The sequence below is a fragment of the Arthrobacter sp. 179 genome (assembly GCF_052379645.1).
Lineage (GTDB): Bacteria > Actinomycetota > Actinomycetes > Actinomycetales > Micrococcaceae > Arthrobacter_H.
Genome location: NZ_JBQSYU010000015.1, coordinates 18,344 through 43,496, shown reverse-complemented (window position 1 = coordinate 43,496; position 25,153 = coordinate 18,344). Strand labels below are relative to the sequence as shown.

27 protein-coding genes are annotated in these 25,153 nt (G+C 67.7%); 6 read left to right on the top strand and 21 right to left on the bottom strand.

Annotation, left to right across the window (positions count from 1 at the left end; genetic code table 11):
- Positions 1 to 29: 29 nt before the first annotated feature.
- From ACT3UE_RS10345 to ACT3UE_RS10335, 3 genes are all read right to left on the bottom strand, one after another.
- Positions 30 to 671: a regulatory protein RecX gene (locus tag ACT3UE_RS10345; protein ID WP_444554603.1), complete on the bottom strand. Its 642-nt coding sequence runs from the start codon at positions 669 to 671 to the stop codon at positions 30 to 32.
- Between the two features lie 41 nt (positions 672 to 712).
- Positions 713 to 1,765 carry a recombinase RecA gene (gene recA / locus ACT3UE_RS10340; RefSeq protein ID WP_444554648.1) on the bottom strand — a complete coding sequence of 351 codons (1,053 nt, stop codon included), beginning with the start codon at positions 1,763 to 1,765 and terminating at the stop codon, positions 713 to 715.
- Positions 1,766 to 1,962: 197 nt separating this feature from the next.
- The gene (locus tag ACT3UE_RS10335) at positions 1,963 to 2,184 is read right to left on the bottom strand and encodes a DUF3046 domain-containing protein (protein ID WP_444561785.1); all 222 of its coding nucleotides are present in this window, start codon (positions 2,182 to 2,184) and stop codon (positions 1,963 to 1,965) included.
- Positions 2,185 to 2,232: 48 nt separating this feature from the next.
- On the opposite strand from ACT3UE_RS10335, the gene ACT3UE_RS10330 reads away from it, so the two are divergent.
- Positions 2,233 to 2,712, top strand: coding sequence for a MarR family winged helix-turn-helix transcriptional regulator (locus tag ACT3UE_RS10330; protein ID WP_444561786.1), 480 nt, complete (start codon positions 2,233 to 2,235; stop codon positions 2,710 to 2,712).
- A 78-nt stretch (positions 2,713 to 2,790) separates the two neighbouring features.
- Here the strand turns inward: ACT3UE_RS10330 and ACT3UE_RS10325 are convergent, their stop codons facing one another.
- From ACT3UE_RS10325 to dapA, 6 genes are all read right to left on the bottom strand, one after another.
- Positions 2,791 to 3,228: a helix-turn-helix domain-containing protein gene (locus ACT3UE_RS10325; protein WP_444554606.1), complete on the bottom strand. Its 438-nt coding sequence runs from the start codon at positions 3,226 to 3,228 to the stop codon at positions 2,791 to 2,793.
- A gap of 168 nt (positions 3,229 to 3,396) precedes the next feature.
- Positions 3,397 to 3,885 carry a CinA family protein gene (locus ACT3UE_RS10320; RefSeq protein ID WP_444554607.1) on the bottom strand — a complete coding sequence of 163 codons (489 nt, stop codon included), beginning with the start codon at positions 3,883 to 3,885 and terminating at the stop codon, positions 3,397 to 3,399.
- A complete protein-coding gene (pgsA, locus tag ACT3UE_RS10315; protein ID WP_444561787.1) occupies positions 3,882 to 4,490 on the bottom strand; it encodes a CDP-diacylglycerol--glycerol-3-phosphate 3-phosphatidyltransferase in 609 nt (202 codons plus the stop codon). Before pgsA ends, ACT3UE_RS10320 begins: the two co-directional genes overlap by 4 nt.
- A 9-nt stretch (positions 4,491 to 4,499) precedes the next feature.
- Positions 4,500 to 7,421, bottom strand: a complete 2,922-nt coding sequence (locus ACT3UE_RS10310; protein ID WP_444561788.1) for a DNA translocase FtsK 4TM domain-containing protein — start codon at positions 7,419 to 7,421, stop codon at positions 4,500 to 4,502.
- 50 nt (positions 7,422 to 7,471) lie between these two features.
- Positions 7,472 to 9,178 carry a ribonuclease J gene (locus ACT3UE_RS10305; protein WP_444561789.1) on the bottom strand — a complete coding sequence of 569 codons (1,707 nt, stop codon included), beginning with the start codon at positions 9,176 to 9,178 and terminating at the stop codon, positions 7,472 to 7,474.
- Between the two features lie 13 nt (positions 9,179 to 9,191).
- The gene (gene dapA / locus ACT3UE_RS10300) at positions 9,192 to 10,109 is read right to left on the bottom strand and encodes a 4-hydroxy-tetrahydrodipicolinate synthase (RefSeq protein ID WP_444561790.1); all 918 of its coding nucleotides are present in this window, start codon (positions 10,107 to 10,109) and stop codon (positions 9,192 to 9,194) included.
- A 197-nt stretch (positions 10,110 to 10,306) separates the two neighbouring features.
- Between dapA and ACT3UE_RS10295 the strand changes: the two genes are divergently transcribed.
- Positions 10,307 to 11,512 carry a heparan-alpha-glucosaminide N-acetyltransferase domain-containing protein gene (locus tag ACT3UE_RS10295; protein WP_444554612.1) on the top strand — a complete coding sequence of 402 codons (1,206 nt, stop codon included), beginning with the start codon at positions 10,307 to 10,309 and terminating at the stop codon, positions 11,510 to 11,512.
- Between the two features lie 6 nt (positions 11,513 to 11,518).
- On the opposite strand, the gene ACT3UE_RS10290 is transcribed toward ACT3UE_RS10295, so the two are convergent.
- Positions 11,519 to 12,304: a GAP family protein gene (locus ACT3UE_RS10290; RefSeq protein ID WP_444554613.1), complete on the bottom strand. Its 786-nt coding sequence runs from the start codon at positions 12,302 to 12,304 to the stop codon at positions 11,519 to 11,521.
- A 125-nt stretch (positions 12,305 to 12,429) separates the two neighbouring features.
- On the opposite strand from ACT3UE_RS10290, the gene ACT3UE_RS10285 reads away from it, so the two are divergent.
- Together ACT3UE_RS10285 and ACT3UE_RS10280 are read left to right on the top strand one after the other, a co-directional pair.
- Complete coding sequence (locus ACT3UE_RS10285; RefSeq protein ID WP_444566659.1) at positions 12,430 to 13,719, top strand: sensor histidine kinase; 1,290 nt, start codon at positions 12,430 to 12,432, stop codon at positions 13,717 to 13,719.
- Positions 13,716 to 14,375 carry a response regulator gene (locus ACT3UE_RS10280; RefSeq protein WP_444566658.1) on the top strand — a complete coding sequence of 220 codons (660 nt, stop codon included), beginning with the start codon at positions 13,716 to 13,718 and terminating at the stop codon, positions 14,373 to 14,375. The genes ACT3UE_RS10285 and ACT3UE_RS10280 overlap by 4 nt, the downstream gene beginning before the upstream one ends.
- Positions 14,376 to 14,395: 20 nt before the next feature.
- Here ACT3UE_RS10280 and ACT3UE_RS10275 read toward each other — a convergent pair whose 3' ends face one another.
- From ACT3UE_RS10275 to ACT3UE_RS10235, 9 genes are read right to left on the bottom strand one after another with little or no spacing between them, the layout of a single operon-like run.
- Positions 14,396 to 14,863, bottom strand: a complete 468-nt coding sequence (locus ACT3UE_RS10275; protein WP_444554616.1) for a hypothetical protein — start codon at positions 14,861 to 14,863, stop codon at positions 14,396 to 14,398.
- Positions 14,864 to 15,628 carry a 4-hydroxy-tetrahydrodipicolinate reductase gene (gene dapB, locus ACT3UE_RS10270; protein ID WP_444566657.1) on the bottom strand — a complete coding sequence of 255 codons (765 nt, stop codon included), beginning with the start codon at positions 15,626 to 15,628 and terminating at the stop codon, positions 14,864 to 14,866.
- 18 nt (positions 15,629 to 15,646) lie between these two features.
- Complete coding sequence (locus ACT3UE_RS10265; protein WP_444561794.1) at positions 15,647 to 16,087, bottom strand: molybdenum cofactor biosynthesis protein MoaE; 441 nt, start codon at positions 16,085 to 16,087, stop codon at positions 15,647 to 15,649.
- Entirely contained in the window at positions 16,074 to 16,565 is a 492-nt protein-coding gene (locus ACT3UE_RS10260; RefSeq protein ID WP_444554619.1) for a MogA/MoaB family molybdenum cofactor biosynthesis protein, read from the bottom strand. Before ACT3UE_RS10260 ends, ACT3UE_RS10265 begins: the two co-directional genes overlap by 14 nt.
- Entirely contained in the window at positions 16,562 to 17,062 is a 501-nt protein-coding gene (gene moaC / locus ACT3UE_RS10255) for a cyclic pyranopterin monophosphate synthase MoaC (protein WP_444554620.1), read from the bottom strand. Before moaC ends, ACT3UE_RS10260 begins: the two co-directional genes overlap by 4 nt.
- Positions 17,059 to 18,351, bottom strand: a complete 1,293-nt coding sequence (locus ACT3UE_RS10250) for a molybdopterin molybdotransferase MoeA (protein ID WP_444554621.1) — start codon at positions 18,349 to 18,351, stop codon at positions 17,059 to 17,061. Before ACT3UE_RS10250 ends, moaC begins: the two co-directional genes overlap by 4 nt.
- Positions 18,352 to 18,371: 20 nt before the next feature.
- Positions 18,372 to 19,190: a molybdate ABC transporter permease subunit gene (locus ACT3UE_RS10245; RefSeq protein ID WP_444554622.1), complete on the bottom strand. Its 819-nt coding sequence runs from the start codon at positions 19,188 to 19,190 to the stop codon at positions 18,372 to 18,374.
- Entirely contained in the window at positions 19,187 to 19,951 is a 765-nt protein-coding gene (gene modA, locus ACT3UE_RS10240) for a molybdate ABC transporter substrate-binding protein (RefSeq protein WP_444566656.1), read from the bottom strand. Before modA ends, ACT3UE_RS10245 begins: the two co-directional genes overlap by 4 nt.
- Positions 19,952 to 19,953: 2 nt before the next feature.
- Positions 19,954 to 20,349 (bottom strand): TOBE domain-containing protein, encoded by a 396-nt coding sequence (locus ACT3UE_RS10235; protein ID WP_444554624.1) that lies wholly within the window; start codon positions 20,347 to 20,349, stop codon positions 19,954 to 19,956.
- 220 nt (positions 20,350 to 20,569) lie between these two features.
- Between ACT3UE_RS10235 and moaA the strand changes: the two genes are divergently transcribed.
- Complete coding sequence (gene moaA / locus ACT3UE_RS10230; protein ID WP_444554649.1) at positions 20,570 to 21,673, top strand: GTP 3',8-cyclase MoaA; 1,104 nt, start codon at positions 20,570 to 20,572, stop codon at positions 21,671 to 21,673.
- Positions 21,674 to 21,949, top strand: coding sequence for a MoaD/ThiS family protein (locus ACT3UE_RS10225; protein ID WP_444554625.1), 276 nt, complete (start codon positions 21,674 to 21,676; stop codon positions 21,947 to 21,949).
- A 162-nt stretch (positions 21,950 to 22,111) separates the two neighbouring features.
- Here the strand turns inward: ACT3UE_RS10225 and ACT3UE_RS10220 are convergent, their stop codons facing one another.
- Entirely contained in the window at positions 22,112 to 23,626 is a 1,515-nt protein-coding gene (locus tag ACT3UE_RS10220) for an alanine/glycine:cation symporter family protein (RefSeq protein ID WP_444554626.1), read from the bottom strand.
- Between the two features lie 118 nt (positions 23,627 to 23,744).
- The gene (locus ACT3UE_RS10215) at positions 23,745 to 25,145 is read right to left on the bottom strand and encodes a M16 family metallopeptidase (RefSeq protein WP_444554627.1); all 1,401 of its coding nucleotides are present in this window, start codon (positions 25,143 to 25,145) and stop codon (positions 23,745 to 23,747) included.
- Positions 25,146 to 25,153: the final 8 nt, after the last annotated feature.

The window sequence follows — 25,153 nt, the reverse complement described above, 5'->3', positions numbered from 1 at the left end:
GGAACCTGGGCGTTTTGGCAGGGCAGGGCTCAGTCGCGGTCGGCGGTCCAGATCTCGTTGACGACACGAAAGGCGGTCCCCGACCCGTACCCCTTGCGGCCGAGCATCGCCACCAGCCGCCGGACCCCCTTGTCGTGGTCCAGTCCCGCCGGCATCGACCTGACCTTCTTCTCCACGAGTTCGCGGGCCATCTCCAACTCATCGGCCCCGCTGAGCTGTTCCAGCGCCTCATCGGAGAGCTCGTCGGCAATGCCCTTCTCCCGCAGCTCGCGGCGCAAGGCGCTGCGAGACAGTCCCCGGCTGCGGGCACGGCTACGCACCCAGGCCTCGGCGAAGGCGGCATCGTCGATGAGTTGAAGTTCCTCGAATCGATCCAGGATGCCCTCGGCCGCGTCCCGCGGGATCCCCCGCTCCGAGAGCTTGTCGGCCAACTGCCGACGACTCTTGGGCGAGCCGGTGAGCTGTCGCAGGACGATCGCCCGTGCCGCCGCCTCGGGGTCCTTCTCCGGGTCAGGACCGGGAGACCGGTGTCCGCGCCCACCGCCTCGACCACCAGGCTCCTGCTCGGCCCGGTGGTCCTCCGCCGCGTCCAGCGGTGCGGTGTCTTCGCGGGGGAACAGGGTCTCCCGGTTCAGGTCACCGGCCTCCATGGCAGCGCTGTCTCCCTCCACCGACGCCCCCTCCCGGCCTGTACTTCGTTGCGTTCGAACGCCTAGGAGTCCTTGCCCACGGCGCGTAGCTGCGCATCGCCCGGCTCCTCCGGCGGCAGGGCGCCGATACCCAGCTTCTCCTTGATGCGACGCTCCAGTTCATCGGCTAGATCCGGGTTGTCCCGCAGGAACTTACGCGCATTTTCCTTGCCCTGGCCGAGCTGGTCACCGTCGTAGGTGAACCATGCCCCCGACTTCTTCACGAAGCCTTCTTCGACGCCCATGTCGATCAGGCCACCCTCACGGGAGATCCCGACGCCGTAGAGGATGTCGAATTCAGCTTGTTTGAAGGGCGGGGCCATCTTGTTCTTGACGATCTTGGCCCGGGTCCGGTTCCCGACCGGGTTGGTTCCCTCCTTGAGCGTCTCGATGCGACGGACGTCGATCCGCACGGAGGCGTAGAACTTCAGCGCCTTGCCACCGGTGGTGGTTTCGGGGCTGCCGAAGAAGACGCCGATCTTCTCGCGCAACTGGTTGATGAAGATCGCAGTGGTCTTCGTCTGGCTCAGCCGTCCGGCGATCTTACGTAGCGCCTGGCTCATCAGGCGGGCCTGCAAGCCGACGTGGCTATCGCCCATCTCGCCTTCGATTTCGGCGCGCGGCACCAGGGCGGCCACCGAGTCGATGACCACGACGTCCAGGGAGCCGGAACCAACGAGCATGTCCATGATCTCCAGCGCCTGCTCACCGGTGTCCGGCTGGGACACCAGCAGGGCGTCGGTGTCGACGCCGAGCTTCTTGGCGTACTCGGGATCCAGTGCGTGCTCGGCATCGATGAAGGCGGCAATGCCGCCGTTGGCCTGGGCGTTGGCGACTGCGTGCAGCGCCAACGTGGTCTTACCGGATGATTCCGGTCCGTAGATCTCCACGACACGGCCACGCGGCAGCCCGCCGATGCCCAGGGCGATGTCCATGGCGATCGAGCCGGTCGGGATGACTTCGATCCTGGCTCGGGTATCGTCCCCCAGACGCATCACCGAACCCTTGCCATATTGCTTGTCGATCTGTGCCAGCGCTGATTCGAGAGCCTTTTCGCGGTCCATTGCTGCGGCCATCATTCACCTCGGTTGTCTTGCGGCCCTACGGCCTGTTGTCGTCCTGTTTCACACGGTATGCGCCGCACCGGATAATTTGGTGCGGGCCGTCGTCCCTTGTGGAGAACCGCGGTCCGCCACCCGTGCCATGTCTCTGTGGACAGCTTACAGCTGTTCCGAACACATGTTCGAACGAGTGTTCGGCGTGTCATGGCCGATTACTGCTTCGGGGCGACATCGCGTCCGAGCCGCCGTGCGGGGGGAACGTCCTGTTTCTCACAGATGGCCCACCAGACGCGGCGGGGGTCGACGCCCGAGGACAGGGCCGCCTGGGCGCTGAGGCCGCCCAGTTCGGACAGGACCAGCTCGGAGGCCAGCACACGGGAGTAGCCCGCACCGAACTCGTCGTCCATCAGGCGCCAGAAATCACTGAGTCTCACGTTGTCCATTCTTCCACGGGTTGGTCCCTCCGACCCTAAGATGGTGCCATGAATGCACCCGATCCCGCAGATGAGGCAGTGGCCCAGCGCACCCGAGCCATCCATGACATGGAGGAGCAGCTCAGTTTCCTCTGGCGTCGGGCCCGGGCCAATGGCAATAAGGTCGCCAAGCAGGTCCACCCCGATATGGAGCCGGGAGCCTACGGCCTGTTGGCGGCGCTGCAACGTCGTGGGACCCTGAGGTTGACCGAGTTGGCTGCGGAGATCGGCGTCGGCAAACCCTCGGTGAGCCGCCAGGTCAAGATGCTCGAGGAGCTGGGGGTGCTGGCCAAGGTCGCCGATCCCTCGGATGGCCGGGCCCAGTCGATCACCCTGACCCCGGCCGGGGCACGGCAACTGGCTGCGGCGCAGACCTCCCGCCAGCATGTCTTCCAAGACCTGCTCGCCGACTGGCCCGACGAGGAGTTGTTGTCGTTGGCCGCCTTGCTGACCAAGCTGAACGGCTCCTATTTGAATGATCGGGGCTGAAGCACGTCGTTAACGGAAAGCAGGACAGCCGTGTGAACGGCTGCCCTGCTGTCATGGCGTGAGGGGATGTTCCCGGCGTTAGTGGGTCGGGGCCATGCCCTGGGCCAGGCCTTCGGTCCATTCCTCGGGAAGGACCGTGGCGAACTCGTTGGTGAGGTCCGACGGGACGGTGTCGGGGATGTCGACGCCCTCGGCCATCGCGACCCGGTCGCTGACCTCGCGAAGCATCAAGGACAACGGAACGTCCAATGCCCCGCAAATCGATGAGAGCAGTTCGGACGACGCTTCCTTCTGTCCACGCTCCACCTCGGAGAGGTAACCAAGGGAAACACGGGCATTATGCGAGACCTCGCGTAGGGTCCTGCCCTGACGCTGGCGGACATCCCTCAGGACGTCCCCGATCTCGTGGCGGAGTACTACCATTTTGGGCTCCTTATGCTCGCGATGGGCATCTTCTGTCAGTCCCACATCGCGCCAACGGACGACGCCGTTTACGGATACGGGTTGCTTGACCATGTGTATCGCCTTACTCCTTTTGATCCTGTGCCAGGTGTCCCTGGCCGATGGGTCCTGTCATGGACCCTGTAGTTTTTTCAACTAACGGGACCTCGATTTTGTTCCCCAGCCCCCAGCCTAGTCACAAAACTGCCCCCACAGCCAGTATTCCGCGCCGGTGGTGGAGGCTCATTCCGCCTCGATGAGTTCCAGCAGTCGTTCCAGTGCCCTCTCACAGGCCTGGGCGCGGATGGCTTGCCGTCCTCCGGTGAACCGGAATTCGACCGCGCCGCTACCGTGGGGCCCGGCATGGCCGATGAAGACCGTCCCGACTTCCTTGCCGTCGTGGGCATCCGGGCCGGCCACCCCGGTACTGGCAACGGCGACGTCGCTGGTGCAGATCCGGCGGGCCCCGACCGCCATCCGACGGGCCACTTCCGCATCGACGGACCCCCTGCTCTCCAGCAGGGACGCGTCGACGCCCAGCACCTCCTGCTTGACCTGGTTGTGGTAGCTGACCACTCCCCCGCGCAGCACGGCCGAGGCTCCGGGGACATCGGCCAACGCGGCGGAGATCCAACCTGCCGTCAGCGACTCGGCGGTCGCCACGGTGATCCCCCGCCGGGTCGCCTCGGAGATGATCCGTGCGGCCAGCGCCGGGGTGCCACCGCCGGTCACGGGGTCTCGGTCCCTTGGCCGGCCGGGGCCATCCGCGCGGCCTGGATGATGTAGTCGATCCCCGTGTAGACGGTGATCAGTGCGGCCAGCAGGATCACGATCAGGGCCACGATGGACAGCCAGGTGATCGCCGGGGTGAACGGCAGCAACAGCAGGAACAGGCCTGCCGTCTGGGTGACGGTCTTCAGCTTCCCGCCGCGCGAGGCGGCGATGACCCCGCGGCGCAGCACGGCGAAGCGCAGCAGCGTGATCCCGAGCTCGCGCACCAGGATGACGATGGTGATCCACCACCAGAGTTCGCCCAGCCACGACAGGGTCACCAGGGCGGCCCCCAGCAGGAGCTTATCGGCGATCGGGTCGGCAATCTTCCCGAAGTTGGTGATCAGCCCGCGGCTGCGGGCCAGGTCCCCGTCGAGTTTGTCCGTATACATGGCCACGACGAAGAGGCCGACGGCCACCCATCTCAAGGCCGCGTGCTGTTGGTCATCGGCCACCAGCGCCCAGACGAAGAAGGGGACCATGATGATCCGCAGGGTCGTCAGGACGTTGGCGATGTTCAGGGTCGGGACATGGCCGGGGGCCGGTCCTGCAGGTGTATCAGTCACCCTTTCAGGTTACCGTCCAGTGAGGTTCCAGGCGTCTTCCGAACCGGAGTCGCCGTCGTCTTCATCGTGGTAGTCGGTGCTTTGGGCCCGTGAGGCGAGGTCCTCGGCCACCAGATCGGCGCCCTGGTGGTTCGCGTTGGCGTTCTCGACGAGGGCGGCCTCGGCCGGGGCCACCTCCTCGGGAGCAGCCGGAGCGGTGTCCCCGCGCATGGCGGCGAGCACGGCCGGCAGGTCGTCGGGCTGGACCAGGACGTCTCGGGCCTTGGATCCCTCGGAGGCACCGACGACGCCGCGTGATTCCAACAGGTCCATCAGTCGTCCGGCCTTGGCGAAGCCGACCCGGAGTTTGCGTTGGAGCATCGAGGTGGAACCGAACTGGGTGGTGACCACCAGTTCGGTGGCCTGCAGCAGCACCTCGAGATCATCGCCGATGTCGTCGTCGATGTCCTTCTTGGGCGCCGCCTCCACCGCGACATCCTCGCGGTAGACGGCCGTGAGCTGGCCCTTGACGTGCTCCACGACCCGGTGGATCTCGGATTCGGTGACCCAGGAGCCCTGCACACGCATCGGCTTGGAGACCCCCATGGGCAGGAACAAGGCATCGCCCTGTCCCAGCAGCTTCTCGGCTCCCGGCTGGTCCAGCACCACGCGGGAATCGGTGACCGAGGAGGTGGCGAACGCCATGCGGGAGGGCACGTTGGCCTTGATCAACCCGGTGACCACATCCACGGAGGGGCGCTGGGTGGCCAGGACCAGGTGGATGCCTGCGGCCCGGGCGAGCTGGGTGATGCGCACGATCGAGTCCTCGACGTCACGCGGGGCGACCATCATCAGATCGGCCAGCTCATCGACGATCACCAGCAGGTACGGGTAGGGCTTCAGCACCCGCTTGGAGCCCTCGGGCGGAACCACCTTGCCGTTGCGCACCCCCTTGTTGAAGTCGTCGATGTGCTTATATCCGAAGTTCGCCAGGTCGTCGTAGCGGGTGTCCATCTCGCGCACGACCCATTGCAGGGCTTCTGCCGCCTTCTTCGGGCTCGTGATGATCGGGGTGATCAGGTGCGGAACGCCCTCGTAGGCGGTCAGTTCCACCCTCTTGGGGTCGACCATGACCATGCGCACATCGTCGGGGGTGGCCCGCATCAGGATCGAGGTGATCATCGAGTTCACGAAGGCGGACTTACCGGCACCAGTGGCACCGGCGACGAGCATATGCGGCATCTTGGCCAGGTTCGCGACCACGAACCCGCCTTCGACGTCCTTGCCGATGCCCATGACCATGGGGTGTTCGGTCTTGCGGGCCGCGTTCGAACGCAGCACGTCGCCGAGGGCAACCACTTCCTTGTCGGTGTTGGGGATCTCGATGCCGATGGCACTCTTGCCGGGGATCGGCGAGAGGATGCGCACGTCAGAGGAGGCCACCGCATAGGAGATGTTCTTGGACAAGGCGGTCACGCGTTCGACCTTGGTCCCCGGGGAGAGCTCGATCTCGTACCGGGTGACCGTAGGCCCACGGCTGAAACCGGTGACGTGGGCCTCGACCTTGAACTGGTCCAGGGTGTCGGTGAGTGCCTTCACGACGGCGTCGTTGGCCTCGGAACGTTCCTTCGCGGGAGGACCTGCCGGCAGGAACTCCGAGGAAGGCAGGGTGTAGGCGACGTCGCCGGAGAGCTGGAGCTGTTCGGTGCGCTGCGGGATCGGTGACAAGGGGGCCGGCTGGGCCACCGGGTTGGAGGCCACGGTGGCGGGGGCCGCCGCGCTCCCGGAGCCGGCCAGCATGCCGTTGATCGCGGTGGTATCCAGCGCCTCGGTGGCCGGTTCCCCATCCTGCCCCGCAGCGGGGGTGCCCAGTCCGACGTCGTTCTTGACCTTTTCCATGGCCTTTTCGGATGCCGTGGGCCGGCGTACACCCGGGGGGATCTGCGGTTCCGGAACCGGTTTGGTCTGGGCATCACGGTCGTTGATGACGGCATTGTCATAGGCTTCATCGCCGGTGAGGCCTTCGCTTGCTGCTGCGGCGGCCTCCTCTTCCTCGCGTTGGCGGGCCCTGGCTGCCTTGCCGGCGCGGCGGCTGCGCTTGGGCCTGGGGGCCGCGGCACCGCGGTCGGCATAGAGGTAGCTCTGATCGTGTTCTGGATCGTTCGGGTCCTCGGGTTCACGGGGTTCGGAACCGGGCTCCGGCTGGCCCATGATCCATTCGTAGCCTTGGCGCAGACGGGCCGGGATATGGCGGAACGGGGTGGCGGTCATGATCATCACGCTGAGCACGGCGCCGGCGATCATGATCGCCAGGGCACCCCACTGGGTCAGCAGTCCGGCCAACGGAACGGTGATGAGGAACCCGACGACGCCGCCACCGGCTCGGAGCGCGTCGAGCGGTTCGTCCAGGGTCGGCAATCCGGCGGCGACATGGGCGATCCCGGCGATGGAGAATGTCGCCAGGGTCAGGCCGATGCCGATGCGGTTGTTGGCGCGGTTTTCGGCGGGGCGGCGGAAGAGACGGTAGGCGCCGATGAACAGCACCAGCGGCAGCAGCGAGGCCATGAAGCCCAGGGATCCGCCGAAGACGTTGTGCACGGTGGTTCCGTACCAACCGACCCCGCGCAGTCCCCACCACTCGACGCTGCCGACGATGACGGCGATGACGACCAGAAAGAGTCCGGTGCCGTCGCGACGAATGTCACGGTCCGGGCGCACGTCCTGGCCGATCTTGCGGAAGGCGCCGCCGATCACCCGGGCCAGGCCCATCCAGAGGCCACGGATGGCGCGTAGCGGCAGGGCGATGTCCTGGTCGGCCTCGGCGGTGTTTCCCACCGGCTTCGTCCCGCCCTGGCGCGTGGAACCGGAAGCCGGTTTTCCGCGCGCTGGAGTCTTGCCCGCCGGTTTGCGGCCGGAGGCCTTCGTCGGGGTGGGGGAAGTACGGGTCGCCATATGCGCAACCGTACAGGATCCAGGGGTCAAAACCCCGGATTCACACGCCTTCAGGCCTCCAGGACAACCGGCATGATCAGTGGTTTGCGGCGCAGGGTCCGTCCGAGCCAGGACCCGATGCTCCGGCGCACGACCTGCTGCAATTGGTGGGTGGTCGCCTCCGGGTTCTTCGCCAGCGCCTCCTGCAGGGCCGTGAGGATCGCCGGTTTAATGGATTCGAGCACGTCGGCATCCTCGGCCACCCCGCGGGAGTGGATGTCGGGTCCGGAGAGCACGGTTCCGCGCTGTCGGTTGATGACCGAGATCACGGAGATGAATCCTTCCTCGCCCAGGACGATGCGGTCCTTGAGGTCCTCCTCGGTGATGCTTCCCACTGCTGATCCGTCGACATAGACCAGCTCGCAGTCCACGGTGCCGACCCGTCGGGCCACCCCGTCTTTCAGGTCGACCACGGCCCCGTCCTCGGTGACCAGGATGTTCTGCGCGGGAACGCCGGTTTGTTCGGCAATACGGGCGTTGGCCAGCAGGTGCCGGGTTTCGCCGTGCACAGGCATGGCATGGCCCGGCCGCAGGATGTTGTAGCAGTAGAGCAGTTCCCCGGCGGAGGCGTGCCCCGAGACGTGGACCTTGGCCGTGCCCTTGTGCACGACGTCGGCCCCCAGGGCCATCAGGGAGTTGATCACCCGGAAGACGGCGTTCTCATTGCCGGGGATCAGGGAGGAAGCCAGGATGATGGTGTCCCCGCGGCCGACGGTGACCCGGTGGTCGCCGGTGGCCATCCGGGAGAGTGCCGCCATGGATTCGCCCTGGGAGCCGGTGGACATCAAGACCACCCGCTCCTCGGGAAGCCGGTCCGCTTCCTTGAGGTCGATCAGGATGCCCTCGGGCACCTCCAGGTACCCCAGCCGGGCGGCGATGCCCATGTTCCTGACCATGGAACGCCCGACGAAGGCGACCTGGCGCCCGTGCGTGGCGGCGGAGTTGAGCACTTGTTGGACCCGGTGGACGTGGGAGGAGAAGGAGGCGACGATGATGCGTCGGGTGGCCCGGGAGAACAAATCGTCCAGGACCGGCCCGATCTCCTGTTCGGCCGTCGTGAAGCCCGGGACGTCCGCGTTGGTGGAGTCGGACATGAACAGGTCCACGCCTTCTTCGCCCAGGCGGGCGAAGGCCCGTAGGTCGGTAATGCGTCCGTCCAACGGCAACTGGTCCATCTTGAAGTCGCCGGTATGCAGCACCGTACCGGCGCTCGTGCGGATGAATACGGCCAGCGCGTCGGGGATCGAGTGGTTCACTGCCACGAATTCGGTTTCGAAGCCGGCGAACGTGTGGCGTTGGCCTTCCTCGACGGTGACCAGCACCGGGGTGATCCGGTGTTCGAGAAGTTTGGCTTCGACCAGGGCCAGCGTCAGCTGCGATCCGATCAGCGGGATGTCCCCGCGCAACCGCAGCAGGTAGGGCACGGCCCCGATATGGTCCTCGTGCCCGTGGGTCAGTACGACGCCGACCACGTCGTCGATGCGCTCGCGGATGTAGTCGAAGTCCGGCAGGATGACGTCCACCCCGGGCTGGTGTTCCTCGGGGAAGAGGAGCCCGCAGTCCACGATGAGCAGTTTGCCGTCGATCTCGAAGACGGCCATGTTCCGCCCGATTTCCCCGATGCCGCCGAGGGGGACGATCCGCAGGACGTCATGGGCCAATGGCGGTGGCGGGTTCGGGTACGTTTCCTGCTCCGGCACGACGCTGGTTTCGCTCATCGGGGCCCCTTTCCTAGAGGTTGATTCCCGCCTCGGCCAGATTCGCACGAATGGGGGCCGCTTCGGCATCGGTCGGTTCCACCAGGGGCAGACGGACGATCGCGTTGGAGAGGACCCCCTGCCACTTCAGGACCGTCTTGGCGGCCACGGCTCCTTGGATATGCGACATGACGGCACGCTGGATGGGGTCCAGTTCGAAGTGCAGGGCCCGGGCGGTGGCCAGGTCGCCGGCCAGCAGGGCGTCCACCAGGCGGCGGTATGCGGCGGTGGCGACGTGGGCGGTCACGGAGATGACCCCCTGGGCGCCGGCGGCCATCAGCGGCAGCGTCAGCCCGTCGTCCCCGGAGTACACATCCAGGTCGGTGCTGGCCAGCACGCGGGTGGTGGCCTGGTAGTCGGCCTTCGCATCCTTCAACGCCACCACGTTGGGGTGTTCGGCCAGACGGATCAGGGTTTCGGTGCTGATGGAGATGCCGGTGCGGCCGGGAATGTCATAGACCATGACGGGCAGATCGGTGCAGGAAGCGAGCGTCTCGACGTGGGCCCGGACGCCGGCCTGGCTGGGCTTGTTGTAATACGGTGCGGTGACCAGCAGCCCGTGCACGCCGACCTTCGCGGCGGCCTGGGAGAGCTGGATGGAGTGGGCAGTGTCGTTGGTGGTGGACCCGGCGATGATCTTCGCACGGTCGCCCACGGCTTCGACGACCGTGCGGAACATGCCCACGTTCTCCTCGTCGGTCAGCGTCGAGGTCTCCCCCGTGGTCCCGGTGACCACCAGGTTGTCGCAGCCCTCATCGACTAGTTTGGTCGCCAAGGCCGCTGCCTGGTCGTAGTCGACCTCGCCGGCGGGCGTGAACGGGGTGACCATGGCGGTCCCCAGGTTCCCGAAGATGGCATCATGACGCGGGGTATTGGATTCCGGGGTAGGCATGGCACCACGTTACCCCGCACGGACCCCGAAACCGCCGAGTCCACGCGCCACGTGACCAAGATGACGCGCACCCGGCCGACGATGACGACGCGGGCCCGATTCCGCCGTCGTCCCCCCTCCGGCCGGTGGCCCGCCTTGATATATTCGACCGTGTGTCCCCGGCACCCCCGCCGCCCGATCCGATCCTCCAGGAGCCCATGCCCAGTCAGAGCGCCTCCGCCCCCGCTGGTCGGATCGCGGGGGTCGATGTGGCCCGCGGCCTCGCCCTGCTGGGCATGATGGCCACCCACATCCTGCCGTTGACCCGGGCCGATGATTCCGGCGCCGTCCATGCCACCTGGACGGCCACCTTGTTCGCCGGGACGTCCTCGGCACTGTTCGCGATCCTGGCCGGTGTCGGCTTGGCGCTGCTGACCGGGGGAAGCCGCCCACATACCGGGACCCGACTCAGGTCCGGGCGGCGCTCGGTCCTGATCCGGGCCGTGTTGATCACCGTCATCGGGTTGGGCTGTGGAGCGTTGAACACCAATGTCGCCGTCATCCTGGTGCACTACGGGGTGCTGTTCCTGATCGCCAGTGTGTTCCTCGGCTTGCGGTGGCGCACCCTCTGGTTCTCGGCGATCGGCTGGCTGCTGCTCTCCCCCGTCCTGTGGTACCTGCTCTTCCCGCTGGCGACGTCCCGCATCTCCCCGGCCACCGTAGGCCCCTCCCCCGGTCTGACGGACCTGCTGCGCCCGGCCTCGTTGGCCGCCGATCTGTTCATCACCGGCTACTACCCGGTCCTGGTCTGGACGGGATTCATCGTGCTGGGTCTGGCCCTGGGGCGCTGCCGGATCTCGCTGCCTCCGGTCGCCCTGGCGTTCACCGTCGGTGGTGCGTCCCTGGCGTGGGCGGCCCGGGAGCTCTCGGACCGGGTGATCGGAGCCAACGACGAGGCGCTGCGGACCTTGACGGCGATCACCGAGGGGAACGGTCTGCCCCTGGATGCTGCGTTGCTCTCCGGGCACGGCCTGGCAGGGGTCGAAGGGACCCCCTGGTGGTTCGTCCTCTCCGCACCGCATAGCAGCGCCCCCTTGGATCTGCTGCATGTGGCGGGGACCGCGATCGCCGTCCTGGGCGCCTGCCAGTTGCTGGCCATGGCACTGTCGGCGCTGCTCGGCCTGGCCGGAGAAGCACTGCTCTGGCCACTCTCTGGCGCCGGGTCCGCGACGCTGACCCTCTATGCCGGCCACCTGGTGGCCTTGGACGCGTTGAGCACCGTCACCGCCGGAATGCCGCGGTTGGGGTTGTACCTGTACTTCGTCGTCGGTTCCCTGCTGGTGGGCATCGGACTGAAGTGGGCCGGCCGGAGGGGCCCGCTGGAAGCCGGGGTGCATGCGCTCGCCCGCAGCGGCACCGGCTGATCCGGCTTAGAGCCCACCGACGGCGAAGCGCAGCAGCAGGAACCCGCCGACTCCCATGATCCACAACACCGCTTCGGCGGAGGCCTTGCCCAACCACTGGCCCAGCCGGTGCAGGGGTCCGTTGATGCGGTGGGCCAACAGCAGCCGGGCGGTCAGCAGCAACCCAGCCGGTAGCAACATGACTACGCAGTAGCCCGCCAGCAGCAGGAACGATCCCGCCCCGGCAGGACCTGAGACGGTCAGCACGCCGATCGCCGCTACATAGGGCAGCATGGTCGGCAGCTCGAGCAAACCGGCCACCAGCGCCAAAGTAAGCAGGCCGGCCGGGGTGCCCAGGGCCCTGCCGATGCGGGTCTTCCACCGTTCCTCGGCCGCTTCCTGACGGCCCTGCGGACCGGATGGCCCCGGTTGATCCGGTGCCGTCGCGGTTGCCCCGGTCGCGGTCGTGGCGTGCTGCGGTTTCGCCGTCCGGCGCACCGTCTTGCCGTCCTTGAGCGCGAACCACAGAAGCCCGGCGCCGCCGGCAAGCGCCACCCAATGGGCCGGGCGTGAGTCGATGAACATCCGGGCTCCGTCACCCCATACCTGGAGCACCGTGGTGGCCGAGGTCAGCATCAGCACGCCGATGAGGAAGTAGAAGACCCCGATCGTCACCAGGTAGATGCCGATCCGTCCGGCGATGCGCCCGACGTCGCGGCGCAACAGCAACCACACGGGGATCACCAGGGTGCCGATGCTGGTGCTGTCCACCAGGGCCAGGACGAGGAGTTTGAGCAGATTCTCAGAGGTCATGACCCCACACTCGTCGGATCCCGGCTGCCGCGCGTCCTGCCATCGATGCACCGGAGGTCATCCCTTCGTCCCATCAGGTGGCCTCCCGCCTTGGAACCACGGGCGGGGACGGGCACGATGAAACCATGAACGATACCGAACGGCCCGTTCTCCGGGTGCTGAGTGCCATCCGGCGCGAGGACATCCTGCTGGCCCTGGGCTATCCGGCGATGATGTGGTTGCTGTTCACCGTGAACAACGATGGCGACTGGGCCTGGTTCCCACCAGCTTTCTCGGCCTGGTGGCCCGCAGTGGCAGCCGTGGGGTCTGTGGGCATCCTCTTCCGGCGTGGGACGACGTTCCTGATGGCCTCCATGACCGGGACGGCGGTACTGGTGCTGTTGCTGATGGGCCAGACGACGGCGCTGTTCCTGCTCTGGGAAACCGTCTTCTCGCTGGTGCTCTTTGCCGGCGACCGGGTCTCCCGAATGACCGAAATCGCCTCCCTGGTCCTCACGGCCGTCGCCACTCTTTCCGTCCTGGCGGTCACGGCCGAGCTGCCTGCTGCCGTTCTGACGGCACTGATTGCCGGAATGTCGTTGCTGCTGCCGGCCGAATGGGCCAGCAATGTGCGCAAGGAACGCAAGCTGTCCGCGGCGGAGGCCACCCGTGCTCAGGCTGCGGAGGATGCCGTCAGGCAACAAGCCACCCTGGAAGCAGCCCGTCACGAATTGGCGGTGGCCTCCGAGCGCCAACGCATGGCCCACGAACTCCACGATGTCCTCTCGGCCCGCCTCTCGGCGATCGCCCTGCAGACCGGCGCTGCGCTGAGCACCGGGACCCGTGAACTCGCCGCCGAGGTCCTGTCCCATGTCCGGAAGGAAAGCGTCGCGGGGCTGAACGAGCTGACTTCGATGATCCGGATCCTGTCTTCGGGTGATGCCCAGGAAGCTGCGGGGTTCCTCGCGGACCTTGATTCGCTGGTCGCCGCCCATGCTGCTTCGGGGACCCGGATCACCCTGTCCAGCACGGTGTCGGGAACCGCGTCGATCCCCTCGGCACAACAGACTGCCGTCTACCGGGTCGTGGCCGAGTCGCTGGTCAACGCGCTGAGACATGCCCCCGGTGCCAATATCGCCGTCGTCGGGCAGGGTGGTCCCGCCGCCGGGCTGCTCCACGTCCGCGTCACCAACAGCCCACCACCGGCCGGACCTGGGTCCGCGGCAGATGCCGGGGAACCCGGGACCGGCACCGGGTTGCGGAGTCTTCGCCTGCGGGTGGAGCAGCTCGGCGGGGAACTGACGGCAGCAGTGCACGACGGCGGCTGGCAGGTCTCGGTTCGGCTGCCGGTTCGCGCCTCGGAGGAAGATTTGGAGCACTCTGGCGCTGGGCTCGCCGGCCGGGCCTCGGTTCCGCCGGCTGAGGGCCCGGCATGAGCGATATCACGGTGTTGTTGGCTGATGACCATGCGGCCATCCGTCTGGGCATGCGCATGGTCTTGGAAACGCAGCCCGGTCTCACCGTCGTGGGCGAAGCGGCCGACGGCGGCCGGGCGGTTCAGATGGCGCGGGCGCTGCGCCCCGACGTCGTCCTGATGGATCTGCGCATGCCGGTCGTCGACGGGATCCAGGCGACCCGGGAAATCACCGCCGAGGCCTTGTCCAAGGTCCTGGTGCTGACGACCTTCGACCAGGATGCCTACCTCTTCGGGGCGTTGGAGGCCGGGGCCGACGGGTTCCTGCTCAAATCGGCCGAACCGGCGGATATCACCGCCGCGTTGCAGCGGGTCCACGCCGGGGATTCGGTGATTTCCCCCGAGGTCACGGCACGAATCGTCAGTGCAGCGGTGGCCGCCCGGACGGCGCCACCCATCGCTGACGCCGCTTCCCTGGATGCCGCTGCCGCGGTGGAGACGCTGACCGCCCGCGAGCGTGAAGTGCTGAAGTGCCTGGGTGAGGGGTTGTCCAATCAACTGATCGGACGTCGGTTGGATATTTCGGAGACGACCGTGAAAACCCACGTTTCGCGGGTCCTGGCCAAGCTCGGCCTGCAGTCCCGCGTGCAGGCTGCCTTGTTTTCACGTCGGAGCTGATCGGCCCCGGGCCGGGAAGGTCAGCTTCCGGTGGACGCCTTCGCGTCGGGTGAGGCCCGGAACAGGTCGATGGCCCGGCGCATCATCTCGCGGGCCCGACGGCGGTCCCCCGACGCATCGTAGGCCAACGCCAGCCGGTGCATGCTGCGCCAGGACCCGGGGTGTTCCTCGGCTTCCTCCTGGTACTGCACGAAGTCCTCATCGGCCGATGCCTTGATGATCCGTCCGGAAGGGGTGCGCGGCAGGTTGTCCTCGGGCAGCAGCCCCTCCGATTGGAGGATCCCTGCCATGCGCTGGCTACGGGCCCCGAAAAGGACTTCACGGATGAGGATCCAGACCCCCAGCAGGGGGATCAGCAGGGCCGCGATGCCGATGCCCTTGGCCAGCGGTTCAGGTGAGCCGATGAGGGTCACCGCGCTGGAGAAGGCGGCGAAGAGGTAGAGGACGAACAGCAGCAGGATCCCGCCGACCCAGAGTTTGGTCTTCACTTAGGCGTTGCCTCCCAGATCGAGGTAGGAGTCCAGTCCGTAGGCCAGCCCGGGGCGTGAGCCGACGGTCCGTAGCCCCAACAGCACCCCGGGCATGAACGAGGCCCGGTCGAAGGAGTCATGGCGCAGCGTCAGCTGTTCGCCTTCGGAACCGAGCAGGACCTCCTGGTGGGCGACGAGTCCGCGGAGCCGGACCGAATGCACGTGCACCCCCTCGACATCGGCGCCACGGGCCCCGTCCAGCAGGGTCTCGGTGGCATCGGGGCTGGCCGGGATCCCCGCCGCACGACGCTTCGCCGAGATCAGTTCGGCGGTGCGCACCGCGGTCCCCGAGGGGGCGTCGACCTTATTCGGGTGGTGCAGTTCGATGATTTCGACGGATTCGAAGTATTTGGCGGCCTGGGCGGCAAAAGCGGAGGCCAGGACGGAACCCAACGCGAAATTCGGGGCGATCAGCACCCCGGTCTGCGGGTGCGCGGCCAGTAGTTCGGCGAGTTGGGACCGGCGGTCGTCGGTCCATCCGGTGGTCCCCACCACGGCGTGCAGCCCGTGGTCGACGGCGAAACGCACATTGGTTTCAGTGCTGCCCGGAACGGTGAGATCCACGAGGTGCGTGGCCCCGGCGTCGAGCACTTCCTGCAATGGATCGTGCCGGCCCAGGGCCGCCACCAGTTCCATGTCGGTGGCGTTCTCCACGGCCTGGACGGCCTCGGAACCCATGCGCCCGGAGGCGCCGAGGATGGCAACACGAATTTGAGCACTCATGCACCCAAGGATATCGCCTCAGGCCATGCCCACCCATTCGGTGTCGCCGTCCGTGAAGTGTTGTTCCTTCCAGACCGGCACCCCGGCCTTGACTGCCTCGACCAGATCCCGGCAGGCTTCGAAGGCCTCCCCGCGGTGGGCGGAGGCGGCGGCTGCCACCAGGGCCGGATCCCCGATGGCCAACGCCCCGGTCCGGTGGGCGGCCCAGAGCCGGGTTCCGGGGTGGCGGCTCGCGACCTCGGCGGCCAGGGCGGCCATGGTGGCCTCGGCGCTGGGATGGGCGCTGTAGTCCAGCTTGTCGACCGCTCGGCCGCCGTCGTGGTTGCGCACCACCCCGCCGAAGGTGACGACGGCGCCGGTGGCGTCGGTCTCGACGGCATCCCACGCGGTCGAGACGTCGATGGGTGCCTCCGCCATACCGGCGAAAACCACGATTCCCGGGGTATCAGGCATGTCCATGTCCTCCTTCAATCTGTTCGCAGAGATGGGTGATGAGCGGGTCCAGGACGCCCAGGGCATCGCGGACCCCGGAGGGCGATCCCGGAAGATTCACCACCAGCGTCCTGCCGACGGTTCCGGCATGGCCGCGGCTGAGGGCGGCATGCGGGGTCTTCGTGCGCCCGACGGCGCGGATGGCCTCCATGATCCCGGGGATCTCCCGGTCCAACAACGGGGCCGTCATCTCGGGGGTCAGGTCATCGGGGGCCAGGCCCGTCCCCCCGCTGGTGATCAGCAGCGACGGGCTCGAGGCCAGCAGTTCGCGCAAGGCGGCACCGACCGGTTCCCCATCGGGGACGATGACCGGTTCGGTCAGCTCGAAGCCGTGCCCTTGCAACCATTCGCCGATGATCGGGGCGCTGCGGTCGGCATACCCGCCGGAGGCGGCCCGGGTGGAGGCGATGATGATTCCCGCCCGGCGGGTCGATGCGGGTCTCACCGGTCCTCCCCGACGGTCCAGTCCCCGCTTTTTCCCCCGGATTTGGCCAGCACCTTGATGTCGTCGATGGAGGCGTGCTTATCGACCGCCTTGGTCATGTCGTAGAGCGTCAATGCGGTGATCGACACGGCCGTCAGGGCCTCCATCTCCACGCCGGTCACCCCCCGGGTGGTCACGGCGGCCTCGATGCGGATGCTTCCGGCGTCGGCATCGGGGAAGAAATCGACGGTCAGTTTCGACAGCGGCAGCGGATGGCACAGCGGAATCAGTTCCGGGGTCTTCTTCGCGCCCATGATCCCGGCGACGCGGGCCACCGCCAGGGCATCGCCCTTGGGAAGCTCCCCCGCGACGATCATCGCCAGGACGTCGGGGCGGGTGTGCAGCACTGCCTGGGCGACGGCCCGGCGCGAGGTCTCGGCCTTGGCGGAGACATCGACCATATGCGCGGATCCGTCGGCCCGGACATGGCTCAGGGCTGGTGCTTCGGGGTCGTTCATATCTGCGCTCCGTAAATGAGGGTGTCGATCATTTCTCCAGCCCGGGGTGCCGCGCTTCCGGCAGGGAGCACCAGCAGGGCATTGGACCTGGCCAGGGCATGGACCAGATGGGAACCGGGCCCGCCCACCGGGGTCGCGGTCGGCGCGCCGTCGTCCCCGAGGACGACGGCGGCCCGCCGGACCTGGAGCTTTCCCGCCGGAGGTGCCGCAAGATCGGTGGCCAGGCGGGTCGCCACCCGGGGTCGCGGCGGCGTGGCGAAGAGTTCCTCCCAGACGGGCCGGGCCAGCAGCTCGAAGCTGACGACCCCGCTGACCGGGTTTCCCGGGAAGGCCAGCAAGGGGGTCGGCGCCGCCCCCGGCAGCCGCAGCATGCCGGCGCCCTGGGGCCCTCCGGGTTGCATGGCGACGGAGCCGAACTCGATCCCGTGGCCGGCCAGGGCCAGCCGGACGACCTCGAAGGCGCCCTTGCTGATGCCCCCGCTGGTCACCACGAGATCGGCGGCCGGAGCGCCGGGCGGTCCCAGGGCGGGGGCCAGTTCGGCCATGAAGGCCTCCGGCGCGTCGGTGCTGATGCCTGCGGCGGCGACCTCGGCCCCCGCCTCGGCGAAGAGGCCCAGCAACAAGGTGGTGTTGGCATCGTGGATCTGTCCCGGAGCGAGGTCGGAGCCGGGCGCGCGCACCTCGTCCCCGGTGGCCAGGACCAGGACCCGGGGGCGCCCGGTCACGGTGAGCCGGTCCAACCCCAAGGCCGCGGCCAGTCCGAGCTGGGCCGGGCCGAGCCGGGTTCCTGCAGGCAGGGCGATGGCCCCGCGGGCGATATCGCTTCCGGCCGCGCGGATGAACTGGCCGTCGGGGGTGTCGGCGGGCAGGCGTACCGTCCAGGCCCCTGCCGGGGGGCCCGGCTGGCTGAGGGCCTCCGGGAATTCCGGGGGGTCCGCCCTTTCGATGGGTACCACGGCGTCCGCGCCGGGCGGGAGCATGGCCCCGGTCATGATGGGGGCCGCCGTTCCGGCCGGCAGGGCTTCCGCGGCATCGCCGGCGGCGATCACGGCACCGACCCGGAGTTCCTGCCCGTCAAGCAGGTCGGCTCGGCGTACGGCGAATCCGTCCATCTGCGAATTATCGAACGCCGGCAGGTTCCGGGGTGCCGGCAGATCCGCGGCCAGGATCCGTCCGCGGGCTTCGCCCAGCACCAGCTCCTGGGACCCCAGCCGTGACGGCAGTTCGGACAGCAGGGCCTTCAGCACGCCACGGTGCTCGTCGACGCTGCGTCGGAAGGGTTGCTTCATGGCGTCCATCCTACGGGTGGCTACCGCCTGAAGATCCTGCCGACCCCGGCCCCGGCCACGACGAGCACGATCAGGTAGAGCCCGATCAGCATCAGGCTGATCCCCAGGGCTGCCTGCGGGTCGTTGGAGTTCAGCGCCAATTCGATCTGCAGCGGCAAGGTCCGGGTGCGTCCTGCCACGGAACCGGCGAAGGTGATGGTCGCCCCGTATTCGCCCAGGGACCGGGCGAAGGCCAGCAGCGTGCCCACGATGATCCCGGGGGCTGCCAGCGGCAGGGTGATGTGGGCCAGGATCTGTCCGGAGGAGGCCCCGGCGTTGGCCCCGGAGAATTCCAGGTCGGTGTCCACCGCTTCGATGCTGCTCAGCGCCGAGACGACGAAGAAGGGCAGCGAGACGAACACCTGGACCAGCACGACCGCCGCCGGGCTGAAGCCCACGCCCAGGCCGATCGAGTCCAGCCAGCCCCCCACCGGTGTCTGGCGGCCCCAGAAGTAGAGCAGGGCCAGTCCCGAGACCACCGGTGAGAGCACCAGCGGCACGACCAGCAGGCCGCGCAGCACCTGCAGGACGACTCCGTGCAGGCGCGAAAGCAGCACCGCCAGGGGCAGCCCGAGCAGGAAGCACACGATGGTCGAGGCCGTCGCCGTGCCCAGGGAGAGACCCAACGCCGTGCGGGCCTCGTCGCGGGCCAGCAACTCGGGCAGGTCCTGCCAGCGGGCCGCGACGAAGAGCGCCACCAGGGGCCCGGCCAGGGCAGCGAGCCCAATGAGCGCCGGAACCCACAGCCATCCGGGGGTGGTCGCCCGCCGCATGCGGGGCGAGAGGACGGTGCGGGTCACGGCGCCGAGAAACCGGCGTCGTTCAGCAGCTTCATGGCCGCATCCCCCTGGAGCCAGCGGGCGAAGTCCTGCGCAGGTTCGGCGGCATCGGTGGCGACCAGCAACGGATAGATGTTGGCGTCCAGCCCCGTCAGGTCGATGGCCCGGACCTGGTCCCCGGCTGCTGCGACGTCGGTGGCATAGACGAAGCCGGCGTCGACTTGTCCCGCGGTGACCTTGGTCAGCACGGCCCGCACGTTGTCTTCCTCGCTGACCGTGTTCAGGGAGAAACCCTGGTGGTCGAGATAGGTGTTGGCGGCCCGGCCACAAGGCACCGCCGGGGCGCATAACGCCACCGCACCGGCCTCGGGCAACTGGTCCGCGGCGGTGATCTTCGACGTGGCGGGAACCGCGAGCACCAGGGTGTTCGAAACCAGGTCGATCGGGGGTTCGAAGGCCGTTGGATCCTCCAGCGCCTCGGGGGCCTGGGTGTCGGCGGTGATCAGCACATCGGGCTGCTGGCCGGAGTTCGCTTGCTGGACGAGCTTGGAGGAGGCGCCGAGGTTGATGTCGATCCGGGTCGTGTCCCCGGTTTCCTCGGCGTAGGCCCGGGTCAGTTCCGGGGCGACGTCGGTCAGGGAGGCTGCCGCCGCGAAGTGGATCGCCGCCCCGTCCTGCCCGCCCGGTGTCGAGGGAGTCGGGTCCGTGCCGGCGGCCGGTGTCCCGCACGCCGAGAGCAGCAACGCGGCCGCGGCCATGACGGTGATGAGGGGGTTGCGCATGATCAGGCCTTTGTTTCGATGATGACGTTGGTTGATTTCACCACTGCCGTGGCAATGCGTCCCGGTTCCAGCCCCAGGTCCTTCACGGCTTCGCTGCTCATCAAGGACACGACGCGGAAGGGGCCGCATTGCATTTCCACCTGCGCCATGACCCGGTCGGCGGTCACCGCGGTCACCAGGCCGACGAAGCGGTTCCGGGCCGAGGAGGCCACGTGGGCCGGGTCGCTCGGCGTCTCGGCCAGACCGCGGATGTAGCCCGCCAGTTCCACCCCGTCGACGGTGATCCGCCCGGAGGCGTCCTTGCCTGCGGTCAGTTGTCCGGAGTCCAGCAGTCGGCGGACCGTATCGTCACTGACCGCCAGAAACCGAGCCGCCTCGGATACTCTCATTTGCGTCATTACTAGACCCTACTCGACGCAAATGCGGATATCCATACCGGTTGTTGTGGCGCGCACGGAAATCCCGGCGGTCCACGGGGCATCCTCGGGCGCCGATCACCCGGCCACTGCCCCTGTTTTCGCCCCGGATCTGGACTACGCTCGAGGCATGACGTGCAGCACCAGCTCCCAGTCCGCAGCCGACCCGGCCACCGGGGGCAAGGCTGCGGTATCCCTGGGCATGCCCGGCATCCCCGAACCGGGTGCCTCCGGCCCCCAGGACTCCGGGGATTTCGTTCCCCCACCGGCGCCGGGCGACGATCCGCGCCTGCTGGACCGGTTCGGACGGGTGGCCACCGATCTACGCATCTCCCTGATCGACAAATGCAATCTGCGCTGCACCTACTGCATGCCCGCCGACGGCATGGCCTGGCTGCCGGCGGAACGCCTGCTGACCGCCGGGGAGATCCGGCGGCTGGTCCGGATCGCCGTGGACATCCACGGGGTGCGCGAACTGCGCCTGACCGGCGGGGAGCCGTTGATGCGCAAGGACCTGGTGGACATCATCGCCGGGCTGCGCGCCGACCACCCCGACCTGCCGATTTCAATGACCACCAACGGGGTCGGCCTCACGGCCAGGGCCCGGGCCCTGGCCGAAGCCGGACTGACCCGGATCAACGTCTCGCTGGATACCATCCATGCCGAGTCCTTTAAGAAACTCGCGCGGCGCAACTTCCTGCACAAGGTCATCGAAGGCATCGACGCCGCGGCGGACGCGGGCTTGTCCCCGATCAAGATCAACGCGGTCCTGATGCGCGGCATCAACGACCTGGAAGCCCCTTCGTTGCTGGCCTGGGCGCTCGAGCGCGGATTCGAGCTGCGCTTCATCGAGCAGATGCCCCTGGATGCCGATCACGGATGGACCCGGGACGACATGGTCACCGCCACCGACACCCGCGAACTGCTCGGCGTCGATTACGACATCACCGTGGCCCCCGAGTCCCGGGACGGGGCACCCGCCGAACGCTACGAGGTCCGGGCCAAGGGCGAACCGGATACGCTGCTGGGCACCGTCGGGATCATCGCCTCGGTCACCGAACCCTTCTGCGCTGATTGCCGGCGCACCCGGATCACGGCCGAAGGCAGGATCATGAGCTGCCTGTTCTCCCGGGAGGAAACCGATCTGACCGCCCTGCTGCGCTCGGAGGCCACCGATCAGGACATCGCCGACCGCTGGCGGGCCGCCATGTGGGCCAAACCGCGCGCCCACGGCATGGACCACACCGGTCTGGGGGCCGAGGACTTCGTCCAGCCCGACCGTTCCATGAGCGCCATTGGAGGATAAGTGAAGGTCAGGTTCTTTGCCGCTGCCGCCGCCGCTGCCGGGGTGAAGGAGTTGGATGTCCCGCTGCAGGACATCGAGCACGACGGCGGGACGCTGGCGGCCTTGCTGGGCCACCTCCCGCACGCGGTCCCCGCCACCGGTGCGTCGGGACCCCCGTTGCATCGCGTGCTCTCCCGCTCCAGCTTCCTGGTCAACGAGATCGGCGCCAGGGACGAGTCGCGTCCCTTGGCCGACGCGGATGTCATCGACGTCCTCCCGCCCTTCGCCGGCGGCTAGGGACCGCTTTCACCCCGCCACCACCCATGCACGGCCGGCGCCGTCGTGCCCCAATTCGCCGGCATCACCCGAAAAGGCGGGCCGGTCCCGGGGTGTCCTCCCGGTGACCGGCCCGCCTTCTCGGGTCGGGGTGCGGCGGCCCGCAGGCTGCCGCACCATCCGCTACTGGCGCATGCCATCCCTCTTACTGGACCCGCCGTAGTTCTGCGAGGAACCGACGATGTCGCCGGACTTCCACTGGTCCCAGCCGGGCTGGTCCTTCATGAAGGCCTCGATCTCGTCCTTGGTGGCCTCGAGCTTGGGGTCATGCTTGAGGTACCAACGGGTCTCGCGCACGATCAGCCCGGAGAGGACGATCAGACCGATGAGGTTCGGCAGAGCCATCAGTCCGTTCATGACATCCGAGAACGCCCAGACGACCTCGAGCTGCACCGTGGCACCGATGAAGACGACCAGGGACCAGACGACACGGAACGGCATGACCGTTCGGCGCCCGAAGAGCTTTTCCATATTGCGTTCGCCGTAGTAGGACCATCCCAACAGGGTGGAGAAGGCGAAGAGCACCAGACCGATCGTCACGACCCAGTGGCCCCATTCCCCCGGCAGCCCGTGGCTGAAGGCCTCGCCGGTCATCAGTGCCGCGGAGATCTGTTCCCCGGATTCCGGATCGGTTTCGCTCCAGGCACCCGTGGTCACGATGACCAGGCCGGTGAAGCTGACCACGATGATGGTGTCGATGAAGGTCTGGGTCATGGAGACCAGGCCCTGGCGGACCGGGTGCGAGGTCTGCGCTGCGGCAGCGGCAATCGGCGCCGAACCCAGGCCGGACTCGTTGGAGAACAGGCCGCGGGCCACACCGAACTGGATCACGATGATGATCGCCGAACCGGTGAAACCGCCCACCGCTGACGTGCCGGTGAAGGCGTCGGTGAAGATCAGGCCCAGGGCCGCGGGAACCTGGCCCAGGTTGGCCAGCAGGATGTAGATGGCACCCAGGATGTAGAAGACGATCATCACCGGGACCAGACCGGCAGTAACGCGGCCAATGGATTTGATGCCGCCGACCAGGACGATCATGGTCAACACGGTCAAGGTCAAGCCGGTGAGCCACAGCGGGGCACCCCAGCTGCTCTCGACGTTGGCGGCAATGGCGTTGCCCTGGGTCATGTTGCCGATGCCGAAGCTGGCCAGGACGGCGAAGATGGCGAAGGAGAGCGCCAGGATCTTGCCGAACGGCCCCTTGATGCCGCGTTCCAGGTAGTTCTGCGGGCCACCTGACTTTTCACCCGCGGCATCGGTGCCGCGGAAGCGGACGGCCAGGAAGGCCTCCGAGTATTTCGTGGCCATGCCCAGCAACCCGGTAATCCACATCCAGAACAGGGCGCCCGGGCCGCCGATGCCGATGGCCGTGGCGACACCGACGATGTTACCGGTACCCACGGTGGCCGCCAGAGCGGTGGTCAGCGCCTGGAACTGGGAGATATCCCCCTCGGTGCCGGGATCCTTGCGCTTCAGGATCCCCAGCCGCAAGGCGGCACCCAGTTTCAGGAACTGCAGGCCCCCCAACCTGATGGTTAAGTACAACCCTGCCCCCAGAAGTAAGGGGATCAGCAGGAACGGGCCCCAGACGATACCGCTGATATCGTCCAGCACCTCCGTCACGCCATTCAAATTCATGGTGGATCTTACCTTTCAACAACTATGCGAGTGTTGGGTGCGAGTGATGTGTTTCACACATATGCCACAGCATAGTTTGTCGAACCTGTTTCCGGGCAACAGGTGGCGGCGTGGCGGCCTAGTAGCCGAAGTCCCCGGGCGTGTCGAAGGGGCCGACGACCGTGACCGTTCGAGCTCTGGAGGCCAGTTCGCGGGCCAGCGCCTGGACGTCCTCGACGGTGACGGCCCTGACCCGGGCCAGCGATTCGTCCAGGTCCTGGAAGACGCCGGTCACCAGTTCGGCTCGACCCAGACGGCCCATGCGTGAGCCCGGATCCTCCAGCGCCAGGACCATGCCGCCGGAGAGCTGGCCGACGGCCTTGCGCAGTTCCTCCGGGCTGATCCCCTCGGCGGCCAACCGGTCCAGTTCCTCCCCGAGCAGCCCGATCACCTGCCCGGTCTTGACCGGGGCGCAGCCGGCATACATGCCGAAGTATCCGACGTCGGAATAGGCGGCGGAGAAGGAGTAGGTCGAATACACCAGGCCGCGCTTCTCGCGGATCTCCTGGAACAGGCGCGAGGACATGCCCCCGCCGAGCACTGCGTTGAGCACGCTCATCACGTGGCGTCGCTCGTCGGTGGCGACGATGCCCGGGCAGCCCATGATGATGTTGGTTTGTTCCACGGGACGGCGGATGACGTCGATGGTGTGTTGTCCGCTGACGGGCACCGGTTCCGTGCTGCGCCGGGGTTCGGGGGCGGCCCCCTCCTCGAGCGTCCAGCCGGAGGCACGCAATGCCTCGATGACTTGGTCGCAGACTTCGTCGTGGTCCAGGGACCCGGCGACGGTGATGACCAGTTCGCTGGGTTTGTAGAAACGACGGTAGTGGTCCAGTACGGCCTCGCGGCCGATCCCCAGGATCGCTTCGGGGGTCCCTCCGATGGGGCGGGCCAGCGGGTGCTCCCCCAACACTGCGGAGACGAAATGTTCATGGGCGACGTCGCCGGGGTCGTCGCCGTCCATGGCGATCTCCTCGAGGATGACGTCGCGTTCCTGCTCGAGTTCGCCGGGATCGAGGACGGCGGAGGTAATCATGTCCGCGATGATGTCGATGGCCAGCGGCAGATCCGCGTCCAGGACGCGGGCGAAGTAGCAGGTGCTTTCCTTGGCGGTGGCGGCATTGGATTCGCCGCCGACCTCGTCGAAGGCCGTGGCGATGTCCATCGCGCCACGGCGTGAGGTGCCCTTGAAGAGCAGGTGTTCCAGGAAGTGGGTCGAACCGTGTTGGCCCTCGACCTCGTCCCGTGAACCGACACCGACCCAGAAGCCGATGGTGGCGGAGCGCTGTCCGGGCATGGCCTCAGTCAGCACCCGCACCCCGCCGGGGAGGACGGAGCGGCGCACCAGCGCCCCTCCGGCCTCCCCGGCCAGGATGGTTGGATCCCCGTACTCGATCGGCGAGCCGGCCTCTGAAGCGCCCTGCTCAGCGGTGTACGGGAACATTCCCGAGCCGTGAAGCGGCAAAGGAATCAAAGCCATGGGTGGTA